At 27.5% G+C, this 20,923-nt stretch carries 33 protein-coding genes and 3 pseudogenes; all 36 read left to right on the forward strand.

From position 1 onward, the window contains the following. The first annotated feature begins 135 nt into the window (after positions 1-135). Positions 136-588, forward strand: coding sequence for a 50S ribosomal protein L13 (gene rplM, locus K645_RS01125; RefSeq protein WP_022565047.1), 453 nt, complete (start codon positions 136-138; stop codon positions 586-588). Next, positions 585-962, forward strand: coding sequence for a 30S ribosomal protein S9 (gene rpsI / locus K645_RS01130; protein WP_022565048.1), 378 nt, complete (start codon positions 585-587; stop codon positions 960-962). The genes rplM and rpsI overlap by 4 nt, the downstream gene beginning before the upstream one ends. A gap of 20 nt (positions 963-982) precedes the next feature. Next, entirely contained in the window at positions 983-1,705 is a 723-nt protein-coding gene (gene rpsB, locus K645_RS01135) for a 30S ribosomal protein S2 (protein WP_022565049.1), read from the forward strand. Beyond that, positions 1,702-2,520, forward strand: a complete 819-nt coding sequence (tsf, locus tag K645_RS01140) for a translation elongation factor Ts (RefSeq protein ID WP_022565050.1) — start codon at positions 1,702-1,704, stop codon at positions 2,518-2,520. The genes rpsB and tsf overlap by 4 nt, the downstream gene beginning before the upstream one ends. A 3-nt stretch (positions 2,521-2,523) precedes the next feature. Then, on the forward strand, positions 2,524-4,059 hold the full coding sequence (gpmI, locus tag K645_RS01145) for a 2,3-bisphosphoglycerate-independent phosphoglycerate mutase (protein ID WP_022565051.1): 1,536 nt from the start codon (positions 2,524-2,526) through the stop codon (positions 4,057-4,059). A gap of 15 nt (positions 4,060-4,074) precedes the next feature. Continuing rightward, entirely contained in the window at positions 4,075-4,902 is an 828-nt protein-coding gene (gene map, locus K645_RS01150; RefSeq protein WP_022565052.1) for a type I methionyl aminopeptidase, read from the forward strand. Positions 4,903-4,988: 86 nt separating this feature from the next. Beyond that, positions 4,989-5,366: a 30S ribosomal protein S12 gene (rpsL, locus tag K645_RS01155; RefSeq protein WP_022565053.1), complete on the forward strand. Its 378-nt coding sequence runs from the start codon at positions 4,989-4,991 to the stop codon at positions 5,364-5,366. A 7-nt stretch (positions 5,367-5,373) separates the two neighbouring features. Continuing rightward, positions 5,374-5,849: pseudogene (gene rpsG / locus K645_RS01160) on the forward strand (30S ribosomal protein S7). A 5-nt stretch (positions 5,850-5,854) separates the two neighbouring features. After that, positions 5,855-7,975 (forward strand): elongation factor G, encoded by a 2,121-nt coding sequence (gene fusA, locus K645_RS01165; protein ID WP_022565055.1) that lies wholly within the window; start codon positions 5,855-5,857, stop codon positions 7,973-7,975. A 6-nt stretch (positions 7,976-7,981) separates the two neighbouring features. Beyond that, a complete protein-coding gene (gene rpsJ, locus K645_RS01170) occupies positions 7,982-8,287 on the forward strand; it encodes a 30S ribosomal protein S10 (protein WP_022565056.1) in 306 nt (101 codons plus the stop codon). A gap of 3 nt (positions 8,288-8,290) precedes the next feature. Continuing rightward, positions 8,291-8,923, forward strand: a complete 633-nt coding sequence (gene rplC / locus K645_RS01175; protein WP_022565057.1) for a 50S ribosomal protein L3 — start codon at positions 8,291-8,293, stop codon at positions 8,921-8,923. Beyond that, entirely contained in the window at positions 8,914-9,543 is a 630-nt protein-coding gene (rplD, locus tag K645_RS01180; RefSeq protein WP_022565058.1) for a 50S ribosomal protein L4, read from the forward strand. The genes rplC and rplD overlap by 10 nt, the downstream gene beginning before the upstream one ends. A 2-nt stretch (positions 9,544-9,545) precedes the next feature. Further along, complete coding sequence (gene rplW / locus K645_RS01185; RefSeq protein ID WP_022565059.1) at positions 9,546-9,836, forward strand: 50S ribosomal protein L23; 291 nt, start codon at positions 9,546-9,548, stop codon at positions 9,834-9,836. Next, on the forward strand, positions 9,836-10,660 hold the full coding sequence (rplB, locus tag K645_RS01190; RefSeq protein ID WP_022565060.1) for a 50S ribosomal protein L2: 825 nt from the start codon (positions 9,836-9,838) through the stop codon (positions 10,658-10,660). The genes rplW and rplB overlap by 1 nt, the downstream gene beginning before the upstream one ends. A gap of 14 nt (positions 10,661-10,674) precedes the next feature. Continuing rightward, positions 10,675-10,959 (forward strand): 30S ribosomal protein S19, encoded by a 285-nt coding sequence (gene rpsS / locus K645_RS01195; protein ID WP_022565061.1) that lies wholly within the window; start codon positions 10,675-10,677, stop codon positions 10,957-10,959. A 6-nt stretch (positions 10,960-10,965) separates the two neighbouring features. Then, complete coding sequence (locus K645_RS01200) at positions 10,966-11,337, forward strand: 50S ribosomal protein L22 (protein ID WP_022565062.1); 372 nt, start codon at positions 10,966-10,968, stop codon at positions 11,335-11,337. A 6-nt stretch (positions 11,338-11,343) separates the two neighbouring features. Next, a complete protein-coding gene (gene rpsC / locus K645_RS01205; protein WP_022565063.1) occupies positions 11,344-12,045 on the forward strand; it encodes a 30S ribosomal protein S3 in 702 nt (233 codons plus the stop codon). Between the two features lie 32 nt (positions 12,046-12,077). Further along, positions 12,078-12,495: pseudogene (gene rplP, locus K645_RS01210) on the forward strand (50S ribosomal protein L16). 4 nt (positions 12,496-12,499) lie between these two features. Next, a complete protein-coding gene (gene rpmC, locus K645_RS01215) occupies positions 12,500-12,700 on the forward strand; it encodes a 50S ribosomal protein L29 (protein ID WP_041936071.1) in 201 nt (66 codons plus the stop codon). After that, positions 12,684-12,950 carry a 30S ribosomal protein S17 gene (gene rpsQ, locus K645_RS01220; protein WP_022565066.1) on the forward strand — a complete coding sequence of 89 codons (267 nt, stop codon included), beginning with the start codon at positions 12,684-12,686 and terminating at the stop codon, positions 12,948-12,950. Before rpmC ends, rpsQ begins: the two co-directional genes overlap by 17 nt. Positions 12,951-12,954: 4 nt before the next feature. Then, positions 12,955-13,326: a 50S ribosomal protein L14 gene (rplN, locus tag K645_RS01225; protein WP_022565067.1), complete on the forward strand. Its 372-nt coding sequence runs from the start codon at positions 12,955-12,957 to the stop codon at positions 13,324-13,326. 11 nt (positions 13,327-13,337) lie between these two features. Then, positions 13,338-13,568 (forward strand): 50S ribosomal protein L24, encoded by a 231-nt coding sequence (rplX, locus tag K645_RS01230; RefSeq protein WP_022565068.1) that lies wholly within the window; start codon positions 13,338-13,340, stop codon positions 13,566-13,568. Further along, positions 13,565-14,125: a 50S ribosomal protein L5 gene (gene rplE / locus K645_RS01235; protein ID WP_022565069.1), complete on the forward strand. Its 561-nt coding sequence runs from the start codon at positions 13,565-13,567 to the stop codon at positions 14,123-14,125. Before rplX ends, rplE begins: the two co-directional genes overlap by 4 nt. After that, positions 14,118-14,387, forward strand: coding sequence for a 30S ribosomal protein S14 (gene rpsN, locus K645_RS01240; RefSeq protein ID WP_022565070.1), 270 nt, complete (start codon positions 14,118-14,120; stop codon positions 14,385-14,387). Before rplE ends, rpsN begins: the two co-directional genes overlap by 8 nt. Before the next feature lie 12 nt (positions 14,388-14,399). Beyond that, a complete protein-coding gene (rpsH, locus tag K645_RS01245; protein ID WP_022565071.1) occupies positions 14,400-14,783 on the forward strand; it encodes a 30S ribosomal protein S8 in 384 nt (127 codons plus the stop codon). A gap of 19 nt (positions 14,784-14,802) precedes the next feature. Continuing rightward, a complete protein-coding gene (gene rplF / locus K645_RS01250; protein WP_022565072.1) occupies positions 14,803-15,348 on the forward strand; it encodes a 50S ribosomal protein L6 in 546 nt (181 codons plus the stop codon). Between the two features lie 32 nt (positions 15,349-15,380). Continuing rightward, positions 15,381-15,689, forward strand: a complete 309-nt coding sequence (gene rplR, locus K645_RS01255; protein WP_041935999.1) for a 50S ribosomal protein L18 — start codon at positions 15,381-15,383, stop codon at positions 15,687-15,689. 3 nt (positions 15,690-15,692) lie between these two features. Continuing rightward, entirely contained in the window at positions 15,693-16,196 is a 504-nt protein-coding gene (gene rpsE / locus K645_RS01260; RefSeq protein ID WP_022565074.1) for a 30S ribosomal protein S5, read from the forward strand. Further along, positions 16,189-16,676 (forward strand): annotated as a pseudogene (gene rplO, locus K645_RS03115) (50S ribosomal protein L15). Before rpsE ends, rplO begins: the two are co-directional and overlap by 8 nt. 8 nt (positions 16,677-16,684) lie before the next feature. Beyond that, a complete protein-coding gene (secY, locus tag K645_RS01270) occupies positions 16,685-18,067 on the forward strand; it encodes a preprotein translocase subunit SecY (protein WP_022565076.1) in 1,383 nt (460 codons plus the stop codon). A 52-nt stretch (positions 18,068-18,119) separates the two neighbouring features. After that, the gene (gene infA / locus K645_RS01275) at positions 18,120-18,335 is read left to right on the forward strand and encodes a translation initiation factor IF-1 (RefSeq protein ID WP_014726678.1); all 216 of its coding nucleotides are present in this window, start codon (positions 18,120-18,122) and stop codon (positions 18,333-18,335) included. 15 nt (positions 18,336-18,350) lie between these two features. After that, positions 18,351-18,467 carry a 50S ribosomal protein L36 gene (gene rpmJ / locus K645_RS01280; protein WP_022565077.1) on the forward strand — a complete coding sequence of 39 codons (117 nt, stop codon included), beginning with the start codon at positions 18,351-18,353 and terminating at the stop codon, positions 18,465-18,467. Positions 18,468-18,480: 13 nt separating this feature from the next. Beyond that, complete coding sequence (rpsM, locus tag K645_RS01285) at positions 18,481-18,861, forward strand: 30S ribosomal protein S13 (protein WP_022565078.1); 381 nt, start codon at positions 18,481-18,483, stop codon at positions 18,859-18,861. 16 nt (positions 18,862-18,877) lie between these two features. After that, positions 18,878-19,249 (forward strand): 30S ribosomal protein S11, encoded by a 372-nt coding sequence (gene rpsK, locus K645_RS01290; RefSeq protein ID WP_200861221.1) that lies wholly within the window; start codon positions 18,878-18,880, stop codon positions 19,247-19,249. 25 nt (positions 19,250-19,274) lie between these two features. Further along, positions 19,275-19,883, forward strand: a complete 609-nt coding sequence (rpsD, locus tag K645_RS01295; RefSeq protein WP_041936001.1) for a 30S ribosomal protein S4 — start codon at positions 19,275-19,277, stop codon at positions 19,881-19,883. Between the two features lie 21 nt (positions 19,884-19,904). Further along, positions 19,905-20,912 carry a DNA-directed RNA polymerase subunit alpha gene (locus K645_RS01300; RefSeq protein ID WP_022565081.1) on the forward strand — a complete coding sequence of 336 codons (1,008 nt, stop codon included), beginning with the start codon at positions 19,905-19,907 and terminating at the stop codon, positions 20,910-20,912. Positions 20,913-20,923: the final 11 nt, after the last annotated feature.

Below are 20,923 nucleotides of genomic sequence, written 5' to 3' on the forward strand. Positions count from 1 at the left end.
ATGCCATAATGAAAATAAAACCTTTATAAATAAGAGAAGAGGAAATATGACAATAAAAAGCTTTTGTGAAAAAAGTTTTTTATGACAAAAAGTCATTCATTAAAATTTCTTATATTGATAAAATAAAATAAAAATATGGATTTATTGAGTTTAAAAACTGCTTCGATTAAGGAAAATGCGGTTATCAAGTCTTGGATTATAATAGACGCAAAGAATCAAATTTTAGGAAGATTATCTACAAAAATTGTACACATTATAATGGGAAAACATAAACCTTTTTTTTCTACACATGTTAATTGTGGAGATCATGTTATTGTTATCAATTCAAATAAAATAAAACTGACCGGAAAGAAATGGAATAATAAGAAATATATTTATCATACTGGTTATCCAGGTGGAAGAAAGACGATTTCTATTCAAAATTTATTCGATAAAGATTCTAGAAATATAATATATAAATCAGTAAAAGGAATGTTGCCTAAAAATCGTTTAGGACGATTAATATTTAAAAATTTACATGTATATCCAAAATCTGAACACAAACATAAAGCTCAAAAACCCATTTTATTGAAATTTGAAAAATTATGATACATACTATAGGAAGAAGAAAAAGGTCTCTTGCACGTATCTATTTAAAAATAGGAAATGGATTAGTTACTGTGAATTCTAAAAAATTGGATCAATATTTTCCAGAATATCTTCATAAAAAAATATTATACCCTATTGAGATAGTGGAAAAATTGAATCAATTTGATATAGATGTGAAAGTTTTTGGTGGAGGGTATAGTGGGCAAGCAGAAGCGATACGTCTTGCTATATCTCGTGCTCTTTGTGAATTTGATGTAAAGAACAGAAGTAAATTAAAATCGGAAGGATTATTAACACGTGATTCTAGAGAGGTAGAAAGAAAAAAATTTGGTCAAAAAAAAGCTAGAAAAAAGTATCAATTTTCAAAACGTTAAAAACTAATATTAATATATAAATGAAAATCAATACTGAAGATTTATTGAAAGCTGGCGTTCATTTTGGACACATTGCGAGAAAATGGAACCCGAATATGCGTCCTTTTATTTTTATGAAAAAAGGGGGAATTCATATTATAGATTTAGCAAAAACAATTTCAAAATTGGAGGGAGCTTGTAATGGTTTAAAAAAAATAGCAAAAAATGGAAAAAAAATATTATTAGTTGGAACAAAAGCTCAAGCTAGAGAGAAGGTTATTCATTATGCAAAAAGCATTAATATGCCTTGTATAACAGAAAGATGGTTAGGGGGATTACTCACAAATTTCACAACGATTCGTAAATCTGTAAAAAAAATGAATAATATAGAAAAAATGAAAAAAAATGGAACCTTCGATACTTTATCTAAAAAAGAAAGATTATTAATTGATCGATTATATGCAAAACTATATAAAAATTTAGGAAGTATTTCTAATATGAATCATATACCAGGTGGTATTTTTTTAGTGGATCCAAATAAAGAAAAAATAGCCTTAACTGAAGCCAAAAAATTAAAAATACCTATTTTTGCCATGGTGGATACTAATACAAACCCTAATGATGTTCAATATCCTATCCCATCTAATGATGATTCTTCTAAATCTATAGATATTATTTTGAAATTTGTGTCAGAGGCAATTCAACATGGAGTTTCTATTAAAAATGAACGTGAAAATAAAAACACGGTAAACAGAAAATCATGAAAATTTCTATACAGATAGTTAACAAACTTAGAAAGTTAACAGGCATTGGAATTATGGATTGCAAAAAAGCATTAATTCAATCTAATGGAGATATTGATAATGCTGTACATATTTTAAGAAAAAAAGGAGAGAAAATAGCAGTCGATCATTTTTTTCATCATATGAAAGATGGAGCACTTATTTCCTCGGTTCATTCCGATTATTCTTATGGAACAATCATAGGAATTAGTTGTGAAACTGATTTTTTATCTAAGAGTACTGAATTTTTAAATTTTTTATCCATACTTTCAAAACAATCATTATTATTCAATACTAAAGTTGATTTTTTACGTAGTTCATATAATGAATACGAAAGTATTCAAAAAATGATAATAAATAAGATGGGAGTTGTAGGAGAAAAATTAGAGTTAAAAATTTTTGAAAAAGTAGATTCTTCATTTGTAATGAATTACACTCATAATACTAATAAAATAGCTACATTAGTAGGATTTTCCAATAGAGTAAATAATCTATCTATAGCTAAAGATATAGCAATGCATATAGCTGCTATGAATCCTATAGCTATTAATGAGAAACAAATTCCAAGTTCATTGATGAATAAAGAACTTGACATTATTAAATGTCAAGTTCAAAAAGAAAATAAATCTGATTTCATAAAAAATAGAATAATTGAAGGAAAAATTCAAAAATTTATATTAGAGAATACTCTGATAAATCAAAAATTTGTAAAAGATAATAAAATAACTGTTCGAGAATATTTAGAAAAATATGATAAAAATTTAAAAATTGATCTTTTTAAAAGAGTTAGCATTTAATAGATGAAAAAACTAATGTTAATTATTTTGGATGGTTGGGGACTCTCTTCTTATCGATATTCTTCTGCAATAGAACAAGCTTATACTCCATTTATTGATTATTGTTCCAATAATTATCCTTTTAGTAAGTTGATAGCATCAGGATGTGATGTTGGATTACCTAAAGGACAAATGGGAAACTCAGAAGTGGGTCATATTAATTTGGGATCTGGGCGTAAGATTCTTCAAAGTTTAGAAGAGATTAATATCTCTATAAAAAATAATTCATTTTTAAAAAAAATAGATGTTTTTTTTAATAAAATTTCTATTTCAAAAAATAGAATTCATTTTATTGGATTATTATCTGATGGAGGGGTTCATTCACATATGGATCATCTTTTTTATTTACTTAAAATAGCTCATCAAAAAAAAATTAGAGATGTTTTTATACATATTTTTACAGATGGGCGAGATTCTTCTCCCAAGAAGAGCATTTTTTATATTCAACAACTTTTAAATGTAACTAAACAGTATGTTGGAAAATTATCTTCAGTTATTGGAAGATATTATTCAATGGATCGCGATAATAAGTGGGAAAGAACTAAAAAAGCATATGATGCAATGGTTTATTCAAAGGGGATTTACACTGGAAATATCATTTCATCTATAGAAAAATTTTATAATAATGGAATTACAGACGAATTTTTATCCCCTTTAATTATTATTGACAAAAATGGAATTCCTATTTCTAGAATCAAAGATGGAGATGTTGTTTTTTGTTTTAATTTCCGTCCTGATCGTTCTAGGCAAATTACAGAACTTTTAACAGGAAACAATGCTATTTTTTCAGAAATGAAAAAATTAGATTTATCTTATTACATAACTATGACTTGTTTTAATCCGAAATATCGGGGGATCCATGTCCTTTTTGAAAAAAAATATCTATCAGATACTTTGGGGGAGGTTTTAGAAAAAGAAGGAAAACAACAAATACGTATAGCTGAAACAGAAAAATATCCGCATGTTACTTTTTTTTTCTCAGGGGGAAGAGAAGCTCCTTTTGATCGAGAAATAAGAATTTTATGTCAATCTCCTAAAGTCTCTACTTATGATTTAAAACCTGAAATGAGTGCAGAAAATATTGTAAAAAAAATTGTCCCTGAGTTAAAAAGAAAACAATCAGATTTTATTTGTTTAAATTTTGCAAATCCAGATATGGTGGGGCATACTGGTAAAATGGAGGAAACAATAAAGGCGTGTGAATTTGTTGATAAATGTGTAAAATTTTGTTCTGAAGAAGCTATAAAAAATTCTTACACAGTTATTATAGTAGGAGATCATGGAAATGCAGACTATATGATAAATTCCGATGGAACTCCTCATACAGCTCACACTACATCTTTAGTTCCTTTTATTCTTTTAGATAAAAATATAAAAAAACAAAATATTTCTTTAAAAAAAGAAGGGATTTTATCAGATGTAGCTCCTACTATTTTACAATTAATGAAATTACCTATTCCTAAAATTATGAGTGGAACTTCTATGATTAAAAAATACTAATAAAATAATTGCATTTTGATACAGTTAAAAACTATCGAAGATATAATTTTAATAAAAAAAAGCGCTTTTCTAGCTTCTAAAACATTAGGAATGTTAGCTAAAGAAATTAAGCCAGGGATTAATACTCTTTATTTAGATAAACTGGCAGAAAATTTTATTCGTAATCATGGTGGGACACCAGCTTTTTTGGGTTTATATAATTTTCCAAATACTTTATGTGCTTCTCCAAATCATCAAGTGGTACATGGAATTCCTAATGAAAATCTTTTATGTGAAGGCGACATATTATCTATAGATTGCGGAGTTTATATGAATGGATTTTATGGAGAACATGCTTATACTTTTGAGGTTGGAAAAGTTTCTTATCATACAAAAAAGTTTTTAGATTGTTCTAAGAAATCTCTTTATATTGGAATATCTAATTGTAAATATGGAAATTGTATTGGAGATATAGGTTATTCTATTCAATCCTTTATTGAAAAAAGTGGTTATAATATTGTAAAAGATCTTGTGGGACATGGATTGGGAAAAAATATGCATGAAGATCCCAAAATTCCAAATTTCGGGAAGAAAGGAAAAGGTCTTAAATTGAAAGAAGGATTAGTTCTTTCTATAGAACCCATGGTCAATATTGGTTCATCTAAAATTATTTTTCATAAAGATGGATGGACAATTACTACTTTAGATAATAAAATTTCAGCTCATTATGAACATAATGTTGCTATTGTGGATGGATTCCCTTGTTTACTTTCAACTTACCGTTATATTTACAAAGAACTTAATATTAAATCTTTAGAAGAAAATCCTTTCCAAAATCAAAAAATTAGGATTGATAATTTTTAGCATAAATTATTTTTTTTGATTATTAAATCATTAAGTTTTGTAATTTATTGTGAAATAATATAATTTGCATTTTAAATATAGGATATATGCCTACTATACAGCAGTTAATTAGAAAAGGACGGGTTTCTGTCTCTAAAAAACGGAAATCTGTAGCTTTAGAATTTTGTCCTCAAAAAAGAGGAGTTTGTACCAGAGTTTATACTACAACACCAAAAAAACCTAACTCGGCTATGCGAAAAGTAGCTCGTGTTCGTTTTACAAATGGAAGAGAAGTAATTAGTTATATTACAGGAGAAGGACATAATCTTCAAGAACATTCTATCGTATTAGTTAAAGGAGGGAGAGTTAAGGATTTACCAGGTGTAAAATATAAAATAGTACGGGGGGCTAGAGATACAGCTGGAGTTAATGGAAGAAAAAAAAGCAGAAGTAAGTATGGAGCTAAAGTAGTTAAAAAAGATTAAACGATCAATGAGAAAAGTTAAAAAAAAGAAAAAGTCTATTTTCCAGATCCTAAATTTAGTGATCCTCTGGTAACACGTTTTGTGAATCATATCATGAAGAATGGAAAAAAAAATACAGCTTATAATATATTTTATAATGCCATGAATAAAATAGATATCATAAAAGAAAAAGAGGAAAAATCTGCATTAGAAATATGGAAAGAAGGATTAAAAAATGTAACGCCTCATGTAGAAGTTAGAAGTCGTAGGATGGGGGGGTCTAATATTCAAATACCGGCTCCTATTTCTTCTAATAGTAAAATAACAAAAGCAATGAAATTGTTAATATCTTGTGCTTCTATTAGAACTGAAAAAACGATGGCGAATAAATTGGCATATGAAATATGGGACGCCTTTCAAGTGCAAGGTGAAGCTGTAAAAAGAAAAGAAAATATTCATAAAATGGCCGAAGCAAATAAAGCCTTTTCGCATTTTAGATTTTAATTTTTATGGCAAAAGATTTAAAATATACTAGAAATATAGGAATAGCGGCACATATTGATGCAGGAAAGACTACTACTACGGAAAGAATTTTGTTTTATACAGGTATTAATCACAAAATAGGTGAAGTTCATGATGGGGCTGCGACTATGGATTGGATGCTGCAAGAACAAGAACGTGGAATAACTATAACTTCCGCCGCTACATGTTGTGAATGGATGTATAATAAAGAAAAATATCAGATTAATATTATAGACACTCCAGGACATGTAGATTTTACTGTAGAAGTAGAAAGATCTATGAGAGTATTGGATGGAATGGTTGTTTTATTTAGTGCAGTAGATGGAGTAGAACCTCAGTCAGAGACTGTATGGAGACAAGCTGATAAATATTCTATTCCTAGAATAGCTTTTGTAAATAAAATGGATCGGCAAGGGGCCGATTTTTTTAATGTTTGTTCTCAAATACGTAAAAATTTAGGATCCCATCCAGTTCCTTTACAAATTCCTATTGGAATTGGAGACAATTTTAGAGGGGTCATAGATTTGATAGCTAATCAAGCTATTATATGGGACGAAAAAAATTATGGAATGACATATCAAAGAGTTCCTATTCCAGATAATATGAAAAATTTGGTTTATGATTATCAAAATCAACTTCTTGAAACGTTATCTGAACATGATGATAAAATAATGGAACAATTTTTATATGGAGATGAAAATTATTCTTCTATATCACAAGAGGATATTATTTTTTCCTTACGGGAAAATACTATAAAAATGAAAATAATTCCTATTTTATGTGGTTCTTCTTTCAAAAATAAAGGAGTTCAAGCTATATTAGATGCTATATGTAAGTATTTACCTTCTCCTCTTGATGTTAAAGATGTTGTGGGAATCAATCCTATTAATCAAAAAAAAGAAAAAAGAAAACCTAATGAAAATGAACCTTTTTCTGCTTTGGCTTTTAAAATTGCAAGTGATCCTTTTGTTGGTAGATTGGCTTTTTTCAGAGTTTATTCTGGAAAAATAGAATCAGGTTCTTATAGTTTTAATGCTAGATCAGGAAATAAGGAACGTATTTCTAGAATATATCAAATGCATGCAAATAAACAAAATCCAGTAAATAAAATTGGAGCAGGAGATATAGCAGCTGTAGTAGGTTTTAAAGATATTAAAACAGGTGATACTTTATGTGATGAAAAATATCCCATTTTGTTGGAACAAATTTTATTTCCTGAACCCGTAATTGGTTTGGCTATTGAACCTAAATATAAGTCGGATATAGATAAAATGAGTTTAGCTTTATCAAAATTAATGGAAGAAGATCCGACCTTTCAAGTAAGAACAGACACTTATACAGGTCAAACTATCATTTCCGGAATGGGAGAGCTTCATTTAGAAGTAATCGTAGATAGAATGAAACGAGAATTTAAAGTTGAAGTTAATCAGGGAAAACCTCAAGTGGAATACAAAGAAGCTTTAACGAATTTAGTAGAACATCGAGAAATTTATAAAAAACAGACAGGAGGTAAAGGTAAATATGCGGATATATTATTTAGATTAGAACCCGGAAATATAGGAAAATCTGGTTTAATTTTTATTAATAAAATCAAAGGAGGAAATATACCTAAAGAATATATACCTTCTATAGAAAAAGGATTTAGAGAAATGATGAAAAATGGACCTTTATCTGGATATGAAATAGATAGTGCTAAAGTAACCATATTAGACGGTTCTTACCATTCTGTTGATTCTGATCAATTATCTTTTGAATTAGCAGGAAAATTAGGATTTAGAGAAGCAGCTAAAAAAGCGAAACCCGTTTTATTAGAACCAATTATGAAATTAGAAGTTCTGATTCCAGAAGAAAATATGGGAGATATAATAGGGGATTTGAATCGTAGAAGAGGAATAGTACAAAACATGAATAGTAAAAATAATATAAAAGTAATTCAAGCTTTAGTCCCATTATCTGAGATGTTTGGATATGTTACTGTATTACGAACTCTTTCTTCTGGTAGAGGAACTTCTGTTATGGAATTTTCTCATTATGATACAGTTCCCGAAAATGTAATAGAAAATATAATTATAGAAAATAAAAACCGAAATAATAGTAGAAAAAACTGATATACTATGGGTCATAATATAAAAATTAAATTGAAATCTTATGATTACAATTTGTTAGACAAATCAGCAGAAAGAATTGTAAATTCTGTTCTTCCTACAGGAGTTGTATTAAATGGACCGGTCCCTTTACCTACTGAAAAAAAAATATTTACGGTATTACGTTCTCCTCATGCAAATAAGAAATCGAGAGAACAATTTTTTCTTCCCACTCATAAAAGACTTTTACAAATTCATAACGCTTCATCTAAAACAGTAGATGCATTAATGAAATTAGAATTGCCCAGTGGAGTGGAAGCAGAAATAAAAGTATAAAATATGATTGGACTAATAGGTAAAAATATAGGAATGACTAACATATTTCTAGTCAATGGAGAAAATGTTCCATGTACGGTTGTAAAAGTAGACCCTTGTTATATTGTTCAGATAAAAACAAAAGAAAATGATGGTTATTCTTCGATTCAATTAGGGGTAGATGATCAAAAAATTGGGAAAATGAATAAATCTTTATTGGGTCATTTTAAAAAAGCAGGATTATCTCCTAAAAAAAAACTGTTAGAATTTAAAATGAATAAAGTGTCTGATTTTATTTTGGGAAATTCAGTTTCTATTGATATTTTCCAAGAAGGAGAATTGGTGAATATAAAAGGAATTTCTAAAGGAAAAGGGTTTCAGGGTGTAGTCAAAAGACATAATTTTTCAGGAGTAGGAGAAAGGACTCATGGTCAACACAATCGTTTAAGAGCTCCAGGATCAATAGGTGCTGGATCTGATCCGTCACGTGTTTTTAAAGGAAAAAAAATGGCTGGAAAAATGGGAAAAAAAAGTGTAACTATAAAAAATTTAAAAGTATTGAAAATAGATCCTGGTCATAATATCATAATTTTAAGAGGTTCAGTTCCAGGAAATAAAAATTCATATTTAATGATTCAAAAAAAAGAATGGAATTAAAAATTTTAGATGCAAAAGGAAATTATACTAATAAAAAAATAGAATTTAACGATAATATTTTTTTTAAAAAATCCTATGATCATCCTTTATATTTAGAAATCAAAAGATTTCTATCAGCACAACGTCAAGGGACACATAAATCTAAAGAAAGAGGTGAATTATCTGGAAGTACTAAAAAATTGCATAGACAAAAAGGGACTGGAGGTTCTAGAAAAGGCGATATAAAAAATCCTATTTTCAGAGGGGGGGGGAGAGTTTTTGGTCCTAAACCAAGAAAATACTTTATAAAAGTCAATAAACATACTAAAAATATAGTTAGAAAATTTCTTATAGAACAAAAATTAGTACATCATAAAGTTATGATTATAGAAGATTTAAAATTAAATGCTCCAAAAACCAAGTTTATTTTAAATTTATTGAAATCTTTACGATTAGAAAATAAAAAATCATTAATGATAATTGGAAGAAAAAATATAAATTTATATTTGTCTTCTAGAAATTTAAAAAATTTTAAATTATTAAGTGTAAACGAATTAAGTTGTTTTTCACTGATAAATTTTCCATACATTATTTTTTCTGAAAATTCTATAAATAGAATTTATCAGTTTTTATCGATATAAATATGTTTTTAATAAAACCTTTTATCACAGATAAATCTTATAAAGGAGAAAAATATAATTGTTATATTTTTTCTGTGAACAGTAATTATAATAAGATTAAAATTAAAAAAGAGATAAATAAATTATTTGGATTTTCTGTAAAAAATATTAGAACAATGATTTATCCTAGAAAGGATAAATCGAAATATACTAAAAAAGGATTTATTTATGGAAAAACTAATAAGTTTAAGAAAATTATTGTTCAATTTTACGAAAATCAAAAAATTGATGTTTTCAATAAAAAAGAAATTTAATGTCTATAAAAAAATTAAAACCTATAACACCAGGTCAACGCTTTAAAATTACGAACTGTTTTGATCAACTTACAAAGTATCGTTGTGAAAAAACTTTAATAAAAGGAATGTCCAAATCTGGAGGAAGAAATAATATGGGTCGTATGACTATGCGTTATTTTGGAGGGGGACATAAAAAAAAATATCGAATAATAGATTTTAAAAGAAAAAAATTTGGGATTCCTGCTATTATAAAATCTATAGAATATGATCCTAATCGCTCTTCTTTTATTTCTTTACTTCATTATGAGGATGGAGAAAAAAGGTATATTCTAACAATAGAAGGTTTTAAAGTAGGACAAAAAGTTATTTCTGGAAAAAATATACCTTTTAATATAGGAAATTCTACTTTTTTAAGTGATATTCCTTTAGGAACTAATATTTCTTGTATAGAAATGAAGCCAGGACAAGGGGCAAAAATAGCAAGAAGTGCAGGTTCTTTTGCTCAATTATTTGCAAAAGATAAAAAATATGCAACAATTAAGCTTCCTTCTGGCGAAGTTAGAATGATAATGATTACTTGTATGGCTACAATTGGGATTGTTTCTAATCCGGATCATCAGTTAGAAACATATGGAAAAGCTGGTAAAAAAAGACATCTAGGAAGAAGACCTAGAACAAGAGGTGTTGCTATGAATCCTGTAGATCACCCAATGGGGGGAGGAGAAGGGAAAGCTTCTGGAGGAATACCTAGAAATAGAAAAGGAAAATCTGCTAAAGGATTTAGAACTCGTTCTAGAAAACGATATTCTAACAAATATATTTTACAAAGAAGAAAAAAATAAAAACTTTATAAGTCATGGCAAGATCCTTAAAAAAGGGACCATATGTTTCTCAACAATTATACAAAAAAGTATTGAATAATATTAAATTAGATAAAAAAACTATAATTAAAACTTGGTCTAGACCTTCCACTATTTTACCTGATTTCGTTGGACAAACTTTTGCAGTTCATAATGGGAAACAATTTATTAATGTATATGTAACAGAAAATATGATTGGCCATAAACTTGGTGAGTTTTCTCCTACTCGTACATTTAGAGGACATGCTGGATCTAAAAATAAATTGAAAATAAAAAATTAGGAGAATATGAAAGAAGAGACCAATATCGCTTCAGCTTCTTTAAATGGAGTAAGAAGTTCTCCTAGAAAAATGAGGCTAATAGCAAATTTAATTCGAAATAAAGAAATCTTTCAAGCTTTAGATTTATTATCTTACAGCAAAAAAAGAAGAATTTCTTTTATGTTTAAGACACTTCTTCTTTCTTTATTATCTAACTGGAAAAAAAAGTATAATCAATCTTATTCTGAAAAAATAAAATCTCTATATATAAAAGAAATTAGAGTTAATCAAGGTCGAACTTTAAAAAGATTACGTCCTGTTCCTCAAGGAAGAGGACATAGAATAAGGAAAAGATCAAGTAATATCATAGTTTTTTTAGACAAAAAACAAGAAATATAATTATTTATGGGACAAAAAACAAACCCGATTGTTAATCGTCTTGGAATTATAACAGGATGGCAATCTAGTTGGTGTAAAAATTATAAGGATAGAATTCAAGAAGATTTTAAAGTAAGAAGATATATAGAAGCTAGATTTCCAAAAGGAATAGTTTCCCGTATTTTTATAGAAAGAACTTTAAAATTTATAACAATTACTATTAGAACATCAAGACCAGCTCTTGTGATAGGGAAAAGAGGTGATGAAGTAGATACAGTAAGAAAAGAATTAAAAAAACTTACTAAAAAAGAAGTTCAAATTAATATTTCTGAAGTAAAACGTCCTGAATTAGATGCTCCTTTAGTTGCTAAAGGTTTAGTTAGACAATTAGAAAATCGCATTTCTTATAAAAAAGCAATCAAATTATCTATTCTTTCTGCTATAAGAATGAATGCTCAAGGTATAAGAATTCAGATTTCTGGAAGATTAAATGGATCAGAAATGGCAAGATGTGAAACTTATAAAGAAGGAAGAATTTCTCTGGGAACTTTTCGTGCTGATGTAGATTATCATATGGCGGTAGCTCATACTGTTTATGGAAGTATAGGAATTAAAGTGTGGATAATGAAAGGAGAAATATACGGAAAAAGAGAATTATCTCCATTATTAGGAATTCAAAAGAAACAAAGAGGTCAAAAAACTTATTTGAATAGGAAAAAAAATAAATAAATTTTTCCATCATTCATTTATTATTATTAATAATGTTACAACCAAAAAAACAAAATATAAAAAAAACAAAAAGGAAGAATTCGTGGAAATGCTAAAAAAGGTGTTTTTCTTTCTAGAGGTTTATATGGAATTAAAGCTTTAGAAGGAGCGTGGATAACTTCTAGACAATTAGAAGCAGCAAGAATTGCTGCTACAAGATACATGAAAAGAGAAGGACAACTATGGATTAATATTTTTCCTGATAAACCTGCTACAAAAAAACCGCAAGAAGTACGTATGGGAAAAGGAAAGGGGCCCGTTGAATTTTGGGTATCTATAGTTAAACCTGGTAGAATTTTATTTGAAGTAAATGGAGTAGAGCTAAATGTAGCTAAAGAAGCATTAAGATTAGCAGCCCAAAAACTTCCTATAAAAATGAAATTTATTTATTCTAATGAAATCAAATTATGAATATATGAATAGTTTAGATATAAAAAATTTATCGATTCATGATTTAATAAAACAAATTAATAAAGAACAGAGAAATTATCAAAACATAAAATTCAATCATAATATTAAAATGCTTAAAAATCCTATGATTATTAGATTTATACGAAAAAATATTGCAAAATTAAAAACTGAGTATAATAAAAAAGTCAATGATAAAAAAAAATAAAAGAAGTTTTCGAAAACAAAGACAAGGAACAGTTATCAGTGATAAAATGGATAAAACTGTTGTCGTATATGAGATGAAAAAAGTAAAACATAAGTATTATGGAAAAAGTATTATAAAGAATAAAAAATATATGGTACATGATGAAAAAAATATTTCTAAAAATGGAGATAAAGTAAGCATAATGGAAATGCGCCCTGTTAGCAAGAGAAAATGTTGGAGACTAGTTAGTATATTAGAAAAATCTAATTGAACAAATGTTACAACAAGAATCTAGATGTAAAGTATCGGATAATACAGGGGCGAAGGAAGCTTTAGTTATTAGAGTTTTAGGTGGAACAAAAAAAAGATATGCTTCATTAGGTGATACGATAATAGTTACTGTAAAGATAGCTGCTTCTGGAGGGAATACAGTTAAAAAAGGTCAAGTTTGTAAAGCTGTAGTAATCAGAACAAAAAATAGAACTAGAAGGAAAGATGGGTCTTATATCAGTTTTGATGATAACGCTTGTGTATTAATTAATGCTTCTGGAGAGATAATGGGAACAAGAGTTTTCGGTCCAGTAGCAAGAGAACTTAGAGAAAAAGAGTATATGAAAATTATTTCTTTGGCACAAGAAGTTTTATAAAAAATATTTCTATGAAAAAAATAAAAAAAGAAGATAAAGTATTAATTTTATCAGGAAATCATAGAGGAATGGAAGGGATAATTGTAAAAGTTTTTTCTAAAAAAAATAAAGCTATTATACGTGGAATAAATATGGTTAAAAAACATACTAAACCGACTCCAAAAAAACCTAAAGGTGGAATTATAGAAAAAGAAGCACCTATACATCTATCTAATTTAAAAAAAATTAATATAGAGAAATGATTTATCAATCTAGATTACAAAAATTTTATATAGAAAAAATAATTCCTAGTTTGATGAAAAAATTTGGATATAGTTCTATTATGGAAGTGCCTAAATTAATAAAAATAGTGATCCATCAAGGAGTTGGGTCTTCTATTTTTGATAAAAAAATAATAGATTCTTCAGTAAATGAAATAACAAATATTACAGGGCAAAAAGCGATTTTTTGTTATTCTAAACATGATGAATCAGGATTTAAACTTAGAAAAGGAATGTCTATAGGGGTAAAAGTGACTTTAAGAAGAACAAAAATGTACGAATTCTTGGAAAGACTTATTGTTGTTTCTTTGCCGAGAGTAAGAGATTTTAATGGAGTAAAAGAAAGTAGTTTTGATCATCATGGAAATTATAATATGGGAATAATGGAACAAATGATTTATCCTGAAATAAATATTGATAAAATCAAAAAAAATATGGGAATGAATATTACATTTGTTACTTCTACAAAAAGAAATGAAGAAGCTAAGAGTCTTTTATCTTTATTTGGAATCCCTTTTAAAAAAAATAAATATGGCTAAAGAATCTGTTAAAGCAAGGCAAAAAAAAAGAGAAAAAATGGTATTAAAATATGCAAACAAAAGAAAAGCTTTGAAAAAGGCTGGAAATTATGAATTATTGCAAAAATTACCTAAAGATGCCTCTCCCGTTCGTTTGAGAAATAGATGTACTATTAGTGGTAGATGCAGAGGATATATGCGTCAATTCGGAGTGTCTCGTATTGTATTTAGAAGTTTAGTTTCTCAAGGGTTGATTCCTGGGGTAAAAAAAGCAAGTTGGTAAAATAAATATTATATGGATGTCATTGCTGATTTTTTGACTAGAATTCGAAACGCTAGTTATGCGAAACATAATCTACTTGAGGTCACATCTTCTAAAATGAAGGAAGAAATTGTTCGTGTTTTGTTAGAAAATGGATATATTTTAGATTCTAAAATAGAAAAAAATAAAAAAATAATTAAAATAGCTTTGAAGTATTATAAAGGAAAAACTCCTGTTATTCAAAAAATTATTAGAATCAGTAAACCAGGATTAAGAAAATATTGTAAATATAAAAATATACCTAGAGTATTAAATGGGTTAGGGACTGCTATAATTTCCACTTCTAGTGGAATTATTACAGATAAACAGGCAAGAAAGAAAAAAATAGGAGGGGAAATATTATGTTACGTATATTGATTGATTCAAATATTAAAAAATGTCTAGAATTGGAAAAAAACCTATTTTGATTCCTAAAAATGTGGATGTAAAAATTATTGATCATGAAATATTTGTAAAAGGATTTTTAGGAAGTTTAAGTCAAAAAATATCAAAAGAATTTCAATTGAATTTGGAAAAAAATCAGTTATTTATTATTAGGAATCATGAAAATAAAAAATGTAAATCTTTACATGGGTTATATCATGTGTTAGTTAAAAATATGATTATAGGAGTTTCAAAAGGATTTTATAAAAAATTAGAATTAGTGGGAATTGGATATAGAGCTTCTTATAAAGAAGAAATTTTAGATTTAAATTTAGGTTTTTCTCACAATATTATGATGCAAATTCCTAAAGAAATTGACATCAAAATACAGTCTGAAAAAGGGAAAAATTTTATTATTATTTTAAAATCTTATGATAAACAGTTATTAGGTATAATAGCTTCAAAAATTAGATCTTTTAGAGTTCCAGAACCTTATAAAGGAAAAGGAATAAGATATTTTGGAGAGGAAGTTCGAAGAAAAGCAGGAAAATCAGCCTAGAAATAAATCATTAAAAAAATGAAAAAAAAAAAATTAAAAAAGTTTTGGGAAGTAAGAATAGACCTAGAATTTCCGTTTTTAGAAGTAATAAAGAAATATACGTACAAATAATCGATGATGTATCCGGAAAAACTTTAGTTTCATCTTCTTCAAAAGAGAAAGAATTTTATAAAAATAAAAAAAACAAAACAGAATTATCTTATGAAGTTGGGAAGTTGTTAGGATACAGAGCTAAAAAGTTGAATTTAAAAAAATTAGTATTTGATAAAGGAAAATATTTGTATCATGGTAGAGTTAAATCTTTGGCTGAGGGAATTAGAGAAGTAGGATTAGAATTTTAAAATATGTCTGATAAAAAAATAAAATATACAGAATTAAAAGAAAAGTTGGTTGGAGTAACAAGAGTATGTAAAGTAACTAAAGGAAGAAGGTATTTTAGTTTTAGTGCTATTGTTATAAAAGGAAATGAAAATGGAATAGTAGGTTATGGGTTTGGAAAATCTAAAGAAGCACCTGATGCTATTCATAAAGCTGGAGAACAAGCTAAAAGAAATCTTTGTAAAGTATGTATTTCAAATGGAACTATACCTCATGAACAAGAGGCTAAATATGGAGGAGCACATGTTCTTATTAAACCAGCTTCTGACGGAACAGGAATAATTGCAGGTGGACCTTTAAGAGCGGTTCTTGAGGCTGCAGGTTTAAGAAATGCTTTATCTAAATCTAAGGGGTCTTCCAATCATCATAATGTAATAAAAGCTACTATTAGAGCGTTAAGCAATATGAGAGATGTTTATATTATAGCAAAACAGAGAGGAATTACTATAAAAGAAGTATATGATGGATGAAAATTGTTTAAATATTAGTTCTTTACATCCAAATAATGGATCCAGAAAAAAAAATTAAGATTGGGAAGAGGACAAGGCTCAGGAAAAGGAGGAACTTGTGGAAGAGGACATAAAGGAGCGAAATCTAGATCTGGTTTTTCTAAAAAAAAGGGGTTTGAAGGAGGACAAATGCCTTTACAAAGAAGAATACCTAAATTTGGATTTAAAAGTAGAAATATCATATTAAAAAGAAAGATTATTGGCATAAATTTAGATACAATTCAAAATTGTATTGATAAAATCAATCAAAAACAAGAAAAAAAAATAAATATTGTTAATAAAGATTTTTTTTTAAAAAATAATTTAGCTAAAAAAAACGATATTATTAAAATTTTAGGAAGGGGTATACTTCATCTTCCATTGAAGATATATGCATATAAATTTAGTAAAAAAGCTTTATCTTCTATTAAAGAAATAGGAGGAGAAGCTGTATTTATGTAAAAATTATTATGAATAACTTTATAATAACTTTTTATAATGTTTGGAACGTAAAAGAATTACGAAAAAAAATAATAATAACTTTAAGTTTATTATTAATATATCGTTTTGGAGCTTATATTCCTCTTCCAGGAATTAATCCTTTGGGTATTAGTGATTTTATAGAAAAATTTAATTCAGGTTCTAAGGGTTTAATGCAAATTTTATCCTCTTTTACAGGGGGCGCTTTTAATCGCGCATCAGTTTTAGCTTTAGGGATTATGCCTTATATATCTGCATCCATTATAATACAATTAATGTGCATAATTATTCCTTATTTACAAAGATTACAAAGGGATGGAGAAAGTGGAAGAAAACAAATTAGTTTTATAACCAGATGGTTAACTGTTGGGATATGTTTTGTCCAAGCTCCTGTATATCTTATTTCTTTAACCAAACAATTTATTCCTTTTTCTTCTTCAAAAACTGCTTATTTAATTGATTTAGACAGTTTTTATGGAAAAGGAATGTTTTGGATTATAGGGATAATAATTTTAACCTCAGGGACTTTATTTACCATGTGGTTAGGGGATAAAATAACAGATAAAGGAATCGGAAATGGAATTTCATTAATTATTATGTCAGGAATCATAGCTCGTTTTCCAGATGCTATTAGTAAAGAGATTTTTAGTAAATTAGAAACAGGAAATGGAGGATTAATAGTTCTATTTCTTGAATTTTTGTTGTGGTTATTAGTTATTTTATTTTCTATTATAATTATTCAAGCTATTAGGAAAATTCCAGTACAATATGTTTCTCACTATAAATCTTTAGGTTTAGATTCTCAATTAATTCGTAAAAAACATCAATATATTCCGTTAAAAATGACAGCAGCTGGTGTGATGCCTATTATATTTTCTCAAGCTATTATGTTATTTCCATTAACTTTTTCCGATTATGTAAAGAACATCAAACTGAAGAGTTTTTTTTATCTGTTTCAAGATATTTATGGATTATGGTATAATTTAACTATCTTCATGTTAGTGATAGTTTTTACTTTTTTTTATACAGCTATTGCTATTCCAGTAAATCGAATGGCAGACGATTTAAAAAGAAATGGGGGACATATCCCTAAAATTAAACCTGGAAAAGAAACCGCTGAGTATATAGATCATATTTTATCAATAATAACATTACCTGGAGCTATTTTATTAGCAATAATAGCAATATTGCCTTCCATAGTTTTTCGTATGGGTTTTACGCAAAATTTTGCGTTATTTTATGGAGGGACATCATTGTTAATTGTAGTGGGGGTGATTTTAGATATTTCACAACAAGTGAATATATATTTATTGAATTATCATTATGATGAATTAATGATGATGAAATATCGTAGTAACAGATATACCAGATAATAATTTTTTTTGTATATTATTATTAATTAAATAATTAAATTATGTTATTTATATGGCTAAACAAAAGCATATTGAAGTTGATGGGACTATTATAGAATCATCCCCAAATGCAATGTTTCGTGTCGAATTAGAAAATGGATGTATTGTTAAAGCTCATATATCAGGAAAAATGAGAATGCATTACATTAAAATATTGCCAGGAGATAAAGTAAGATTAGAAATGTCATCTTATGATTTAGAAAGAGGAAGAATAACTTATAGATATTAAAATAAATTTTATGTTATGAAAGTAAGAGCATCTTTGAAAAAAAGAACTGACAATTGTAAAATTGTTAGAAGAAAAAGACGTTTACGTATTATCAACAAAAAAAATCCTAGATTTAAACAAAAACAGGGATAAATAAATAGATTTTATGTCTGTAAGAATTTCGGGTGTGGATCTTCCAAGATCTAAAAGAGGAGTTATTGGTCTTACTTATTTGTATGGAATAGGTAAAAGTTTATCAAAAAAAATACTTACTTCTATTGGAATAGATGAAAATAAAAAAGTAAAAAATTGGTCTGATGATGATATTAGTAAAATTAGAAAGTATATATCTGATTATATAAAAATTGAAGGAGAACTAAGAGCTGAAATACAACTTAATATTAAACGATTGATGGACATTGGTTGTTATGTAGGAACTCGACATAGAAAAGGCTTACCATTAAGAGGTCAAAAAACAAAAAATAATTGTAGAACTAGAAAAGGAAGAAAAAAGACTGTAGCGAACAAGAAGAAAGTCACAAAATAAATATGGTAAAATCATCATCTGTAAAAAAAAATCAGTAGTCGTGGATCCTGTAGGAGAAGCTCATATTCAAGCTACTTTTAATAATATCATTATAACCTTAACAAATAAAAAAGGTGATGTGATAGCATGGTCTTCTGCTGGAAAAATGAATTTTAAAGGATCTAAAAAAAATACTCCATATGCAGCTCAAATGGTAGCGGAAAATGTAGCAAAAGAGGGTTTAAATGCTGGAATAAAAAAAGTAGAAGTTAAAATTAAAGGACCTGGAGCGGGAAGAGATGCGGCTATACGAGCATTGAGTAATTCTGGGATTACAGTAACAATAATCAAGGATATCACTCCATTGCCACATAATGGTTGTCGTCCTCCTAAAAGAAGAAGAGTTTAATTTATTATTTATATATAAAAAAATTATGGCAAAATATATAGGACCTAAAACTAAAATTTCTAGAAGATTTGGGGAATGTATTTATGGAGAAGACAAATATTTTGATAGAAGAAAATATCCATCTGGCCAACACGGTAAGAATCGTCGTAGAGGAAAACGTTCAGAATATTTTATTCAATTAATAGAGAAACAAAAAGCAAGATATACTTATGGAATATTGGAACGACAATTTGAGAGTTTATTTTTTGAAGCGGCAAAAAAAAAAGGTATAACTGGAGAATTATTGTTACAAGCATGTGAAAGTCGATTAGATAATCTAGTTTTTAGATTAAAATTTGCCCCGTCTCGATCTTCTGCACGTCAAATTGTTTCTCATAGACATGTTATCGTTAATAATAAAGTGGTAAATATCCCATCTTTTAGATTGAAACCAGGAGATAAGATAGAGATTAAAGAAAAATCTAAAAAACATCCTGTTATATTAAGCTCTATACAGAAAAAAATAGGACCATTAGTAGAATGGTTAATTTTGGATGAAAAAAATATGTTTGGTATATTTAGAATGATGCCGAAAAGAATACAAATTCCTGAAAATATTAGGGAACAATTAATTGTTGAGTTATATTCAAAATAAAATAGTAGTAAATCAATTGTAATGGCTATTCTAGACTTTGTGAAACCTGATCGGATTGCAATATCTGAATTTTCAGATAATAGAGCGGTTTTTCATTTAAAACCTTTAGAACCTGGATATGGGATTACGATAGGAAATGCATTAAGAAGAGTTTTATTGAGTTCTTTAAAAGGGTTTGCAGTGACTTCTATTAAAATAAAAGGAGTAAAATATGAGTTTTCTACTATAAAAGGAGTAGTTGAGGATGTAACTGAAATAGTTTTAAATTTTAAAAAAATCCGTTTTAAACAAGAAATATTAGGAACTGAGAAAGAAACTGTTAATGCTTATATCAATCATGGAGAACGAGTAACAGGAAAAATTTTAAATAAATTTATTTCTGGATTTCAAATTTTAAACGATGATTTGGTTATTTGTAATAAAGATGAATCAGTCCCTTTAGAAATAAGTTTTACGATTGAAGAGGGAAGGGGTTATGTCCCTGCAGAAGAAAACAAAAAAAATAATAATAATTATTCAATTGAAACTATTCCTATAGATTCCATTTATACTCCTGTCAAAAACGTGAGGTATGCAATAGAAAATTGTCGTGTAGGACAAAAAACTGATTTTGAAAATCTTTCATTAGAAATTAAAACAGATGGATCTATCTGCCCCAAAATAGCTTTAATGGAAGCTTCAAAAATATTAATTCAGTATTTTTCTATTTTCTCTTATGAAAAAATAGGAGAAAAAAAACAAGAGAAAATTAATAAAGATAAAAAATATGATGAAGAATTTATACGAATGCGCACATTATTAAAATCCAAATTAAACGATATGGATTTATCTGTCCGTACAAAAAATTGTTTAAAATTAGCTTCTATAATTACTATAGCAGATTTAGTAAGTTGTAATAGAAATGCTATGTTGAAAATGAGAAATTTTGGAAAAAAATCTTTAGATGAATTAGAAAGTAAAATGAAAGAAAAAGGATTATATTTTGGGATGAATATAGAAAATTTTCAATTAAAACTGAAGGAATTATAGATTATAATTAC

This window comes from Blattabacterium sp. (Nauphoeta cinerea) (genome assembly GCF_000471965.1).
GTDB lineage: Bacteria > Bacteroidota > Bacteroidia > Flavobacteriales > Blattabacteriaceae > Blattabacterium.

Excerpts from the sequence above, each read along its gene's own strand:
- rplM (WP_022565047.1), top strand. The coding sequence starts at position 136 with ATGGATTTATTGAGTTTAAAAACTGCTTCGATTAAGGAAAATGCGGTT.
- rpsI (WP_022565048.1), top strand. The coding sequence starts at position 585 with ATGATACATACTATAGGAAGAAGAAAAAGGTCTCTTGCACGTATCTAT.
- rpsB (WP_022565049.1), top strand. The coding sequence starts at position 983 with ATGAAAATCAATACTGAAGATTTATTGAAAGCTGGCGTTCATTTTGGA.
- tsf (WP_022565050.1), top strand. The coding sequence starts at position 1,702 with ATGAAAATTTCTATACAGATAGTTAACAAACTTAGAAAGTTAACAGGC.
- gpmI (WP_022565051.1), top strand. The coding sequence starts at position 2,524 with ATGAAAAAACTAATGTTAATTATTTTGGATGGTTGGGGACTCTCTTCT.
- rpsL (WP_022565053.1), top strand. The coding sequence starts at position 4,989 with ATGCCTACTATACAGCAGTTAATTAGAAAAGGACGGGTTTCTGTCTCT.
- fusA (WP_022565055.1), top strand. The coding sequence starts at position 5,855 with ATGGCAAAAGATTTAAAATATACTAGAAATATAGGAATAGCGGCACAT.
- rpsJ (WP_022565056.1), top strand. The coding sequence starts at position 7,982 with ATGGGTCATAATATAAAAATTAAATTGAAATCTTATGATTACAATTTG.
- rplC (WP_022565057.1), top strand. The coding sequence starts at position 8,291 with ATGATTGGACTAATAGGTAAAAATATAGGAATGACTAACATATTTCTA.
- rplD (WP_022565058.1), top strand. The coding sequence starts at position 8,914 with ATGGAATTAAAAATTTTAGATGCAAAAGGAAATTATACTAATAAAAAA.
- rplW (WP_022565059.1), top strand. The coding sequence starts at position 9,546 with ATGTTTTTAATAAAACCTTTTATCACAGATAAATCTTATAAAGGAGAA.
- rplB (WP_022565060.1), top strand. The coding sequence starts at position 9,836 with ATGTCTATAAAAAAATTAAAACCTATAACACCAGGTCAACGCTTTAAA.
- rpsS (WP_022565061.1), top strand. The coding sequence starts at position 10,675 with ATGGCAAGATCCTTAAAAAAGGGACCATATGTTTCTCAACAATTATAC.
- K645_RS01200 (WP_022565062.1), top strand. The coding sequence starts at position 10,966 with ATGAAAGAAGAGACCAATATCGCTTCAGCTTCTTTAAATGGAGTAAGA.
- rpsC (WP_022565063.1), top strand. The coding sequence starts at position 11,344 with ATGGGACAAAAAACAAACCCGATTGTTAATCGTCTTGGAATTATAACA.
- rpmC (WP_041936071.1), top strand. The coding sequence starts at position 12,500 with ATGAATAGTTTAGATATAAAAAATTTATCGATTCATGATTTAATAAAA.
- rpsQ (WP_022565066.1), top strand. The coding sequence starts at position 12,684 with ATGATAAAAAAAAATAAAAGAAGTTTTCGAAAACAAAGACAAGGAACA.
- rplN (WP_022565067.1), top strand. The coding sequence starts at position 12,955 with ATGTTACAACAAGAATCTAGATGTAAAGTATCGGATAATACAGGGGCG.
- rplX (WP_022565068.1), top strand. The coding sequence starts at position 13,338 with ATGAAAAAAATAAAAAAAGAAGATAAAGTATTAATTTTATCAGGAAAT.
- rplE (WP_022565069.1), top strand. The coding sequence starts at position 13,565 with ATGATTTATCAATCTAGATTACAAAAATTTTATATAGAAAAAATAATT.
- rpsN (WP_022565070.1), top strand. The coding sequence starts at position 14,118 with ATGGCTAAAGAATCTGTTAAAGCAAGGCAAAAAAAAAGAGAAAAAATG.
- rpsH (WP_022565071.1), top strand. The coding sequence starts at position 14,400 with ATGGATGTCATTGCTGATTTTTTGACTAGAATTCGAAACGCTAGTTAT.
- rplF (WP_022565072.1), top strand. The coding sequence starts at position 14,803 with ATGTCTAGAATTGGAAAAAAACCTATTTTGATTCCTAAAAATGTGGAT.
- rpsE (WP_022565074.1), top strand. The coding sequence starts at position 15,693 with ATGTCTGATAAAAAAATAAAATATACAGAATTAAAAGAAAAGTTGGTT.
- secY (WP_022565076.1), top strand. The coding sequence starts at position 16,685 with ATGAATAACTTTATAATAACTTTTTATAATGTTTGGAACGTAAAAGAA.
- infA (WP_014726678.1), top strand. The coding sequence starts at position 18,120 with ATGGCTAAACAAAAGCATATTGAAGTTGATGGGACTATTATAGAATCA.
- rpmJ (WP_022565077.1), top strand. The coding sequence starts at position 18,351 with ATGAAAGTAAGAGCATCTTTGAAAAAAAGAACTGACAATTGTAAAATT.
- rpsM (WP_022565078.1), top strand. The coding sequence starts at position 18,481 with ATGTCTGTAAGAATTTCGGGTGTGGATCTTCCAAGATCTAAAAGAGGA.
- rpsD (WP_041936001.1), top strand. The coding sequence starts at position 19,275 with ATGGCAAAATATATAGGACCTAAAACTAAAATTTCTAGAAGATTTGGG.
- K645_RS01300 (WP_022565081.1), top strand. The coding sequence starts at position 19,905 with ATGGCTATTCTAGACTTTGTGAAACCTGATCGGATTGCAATATCTGAA.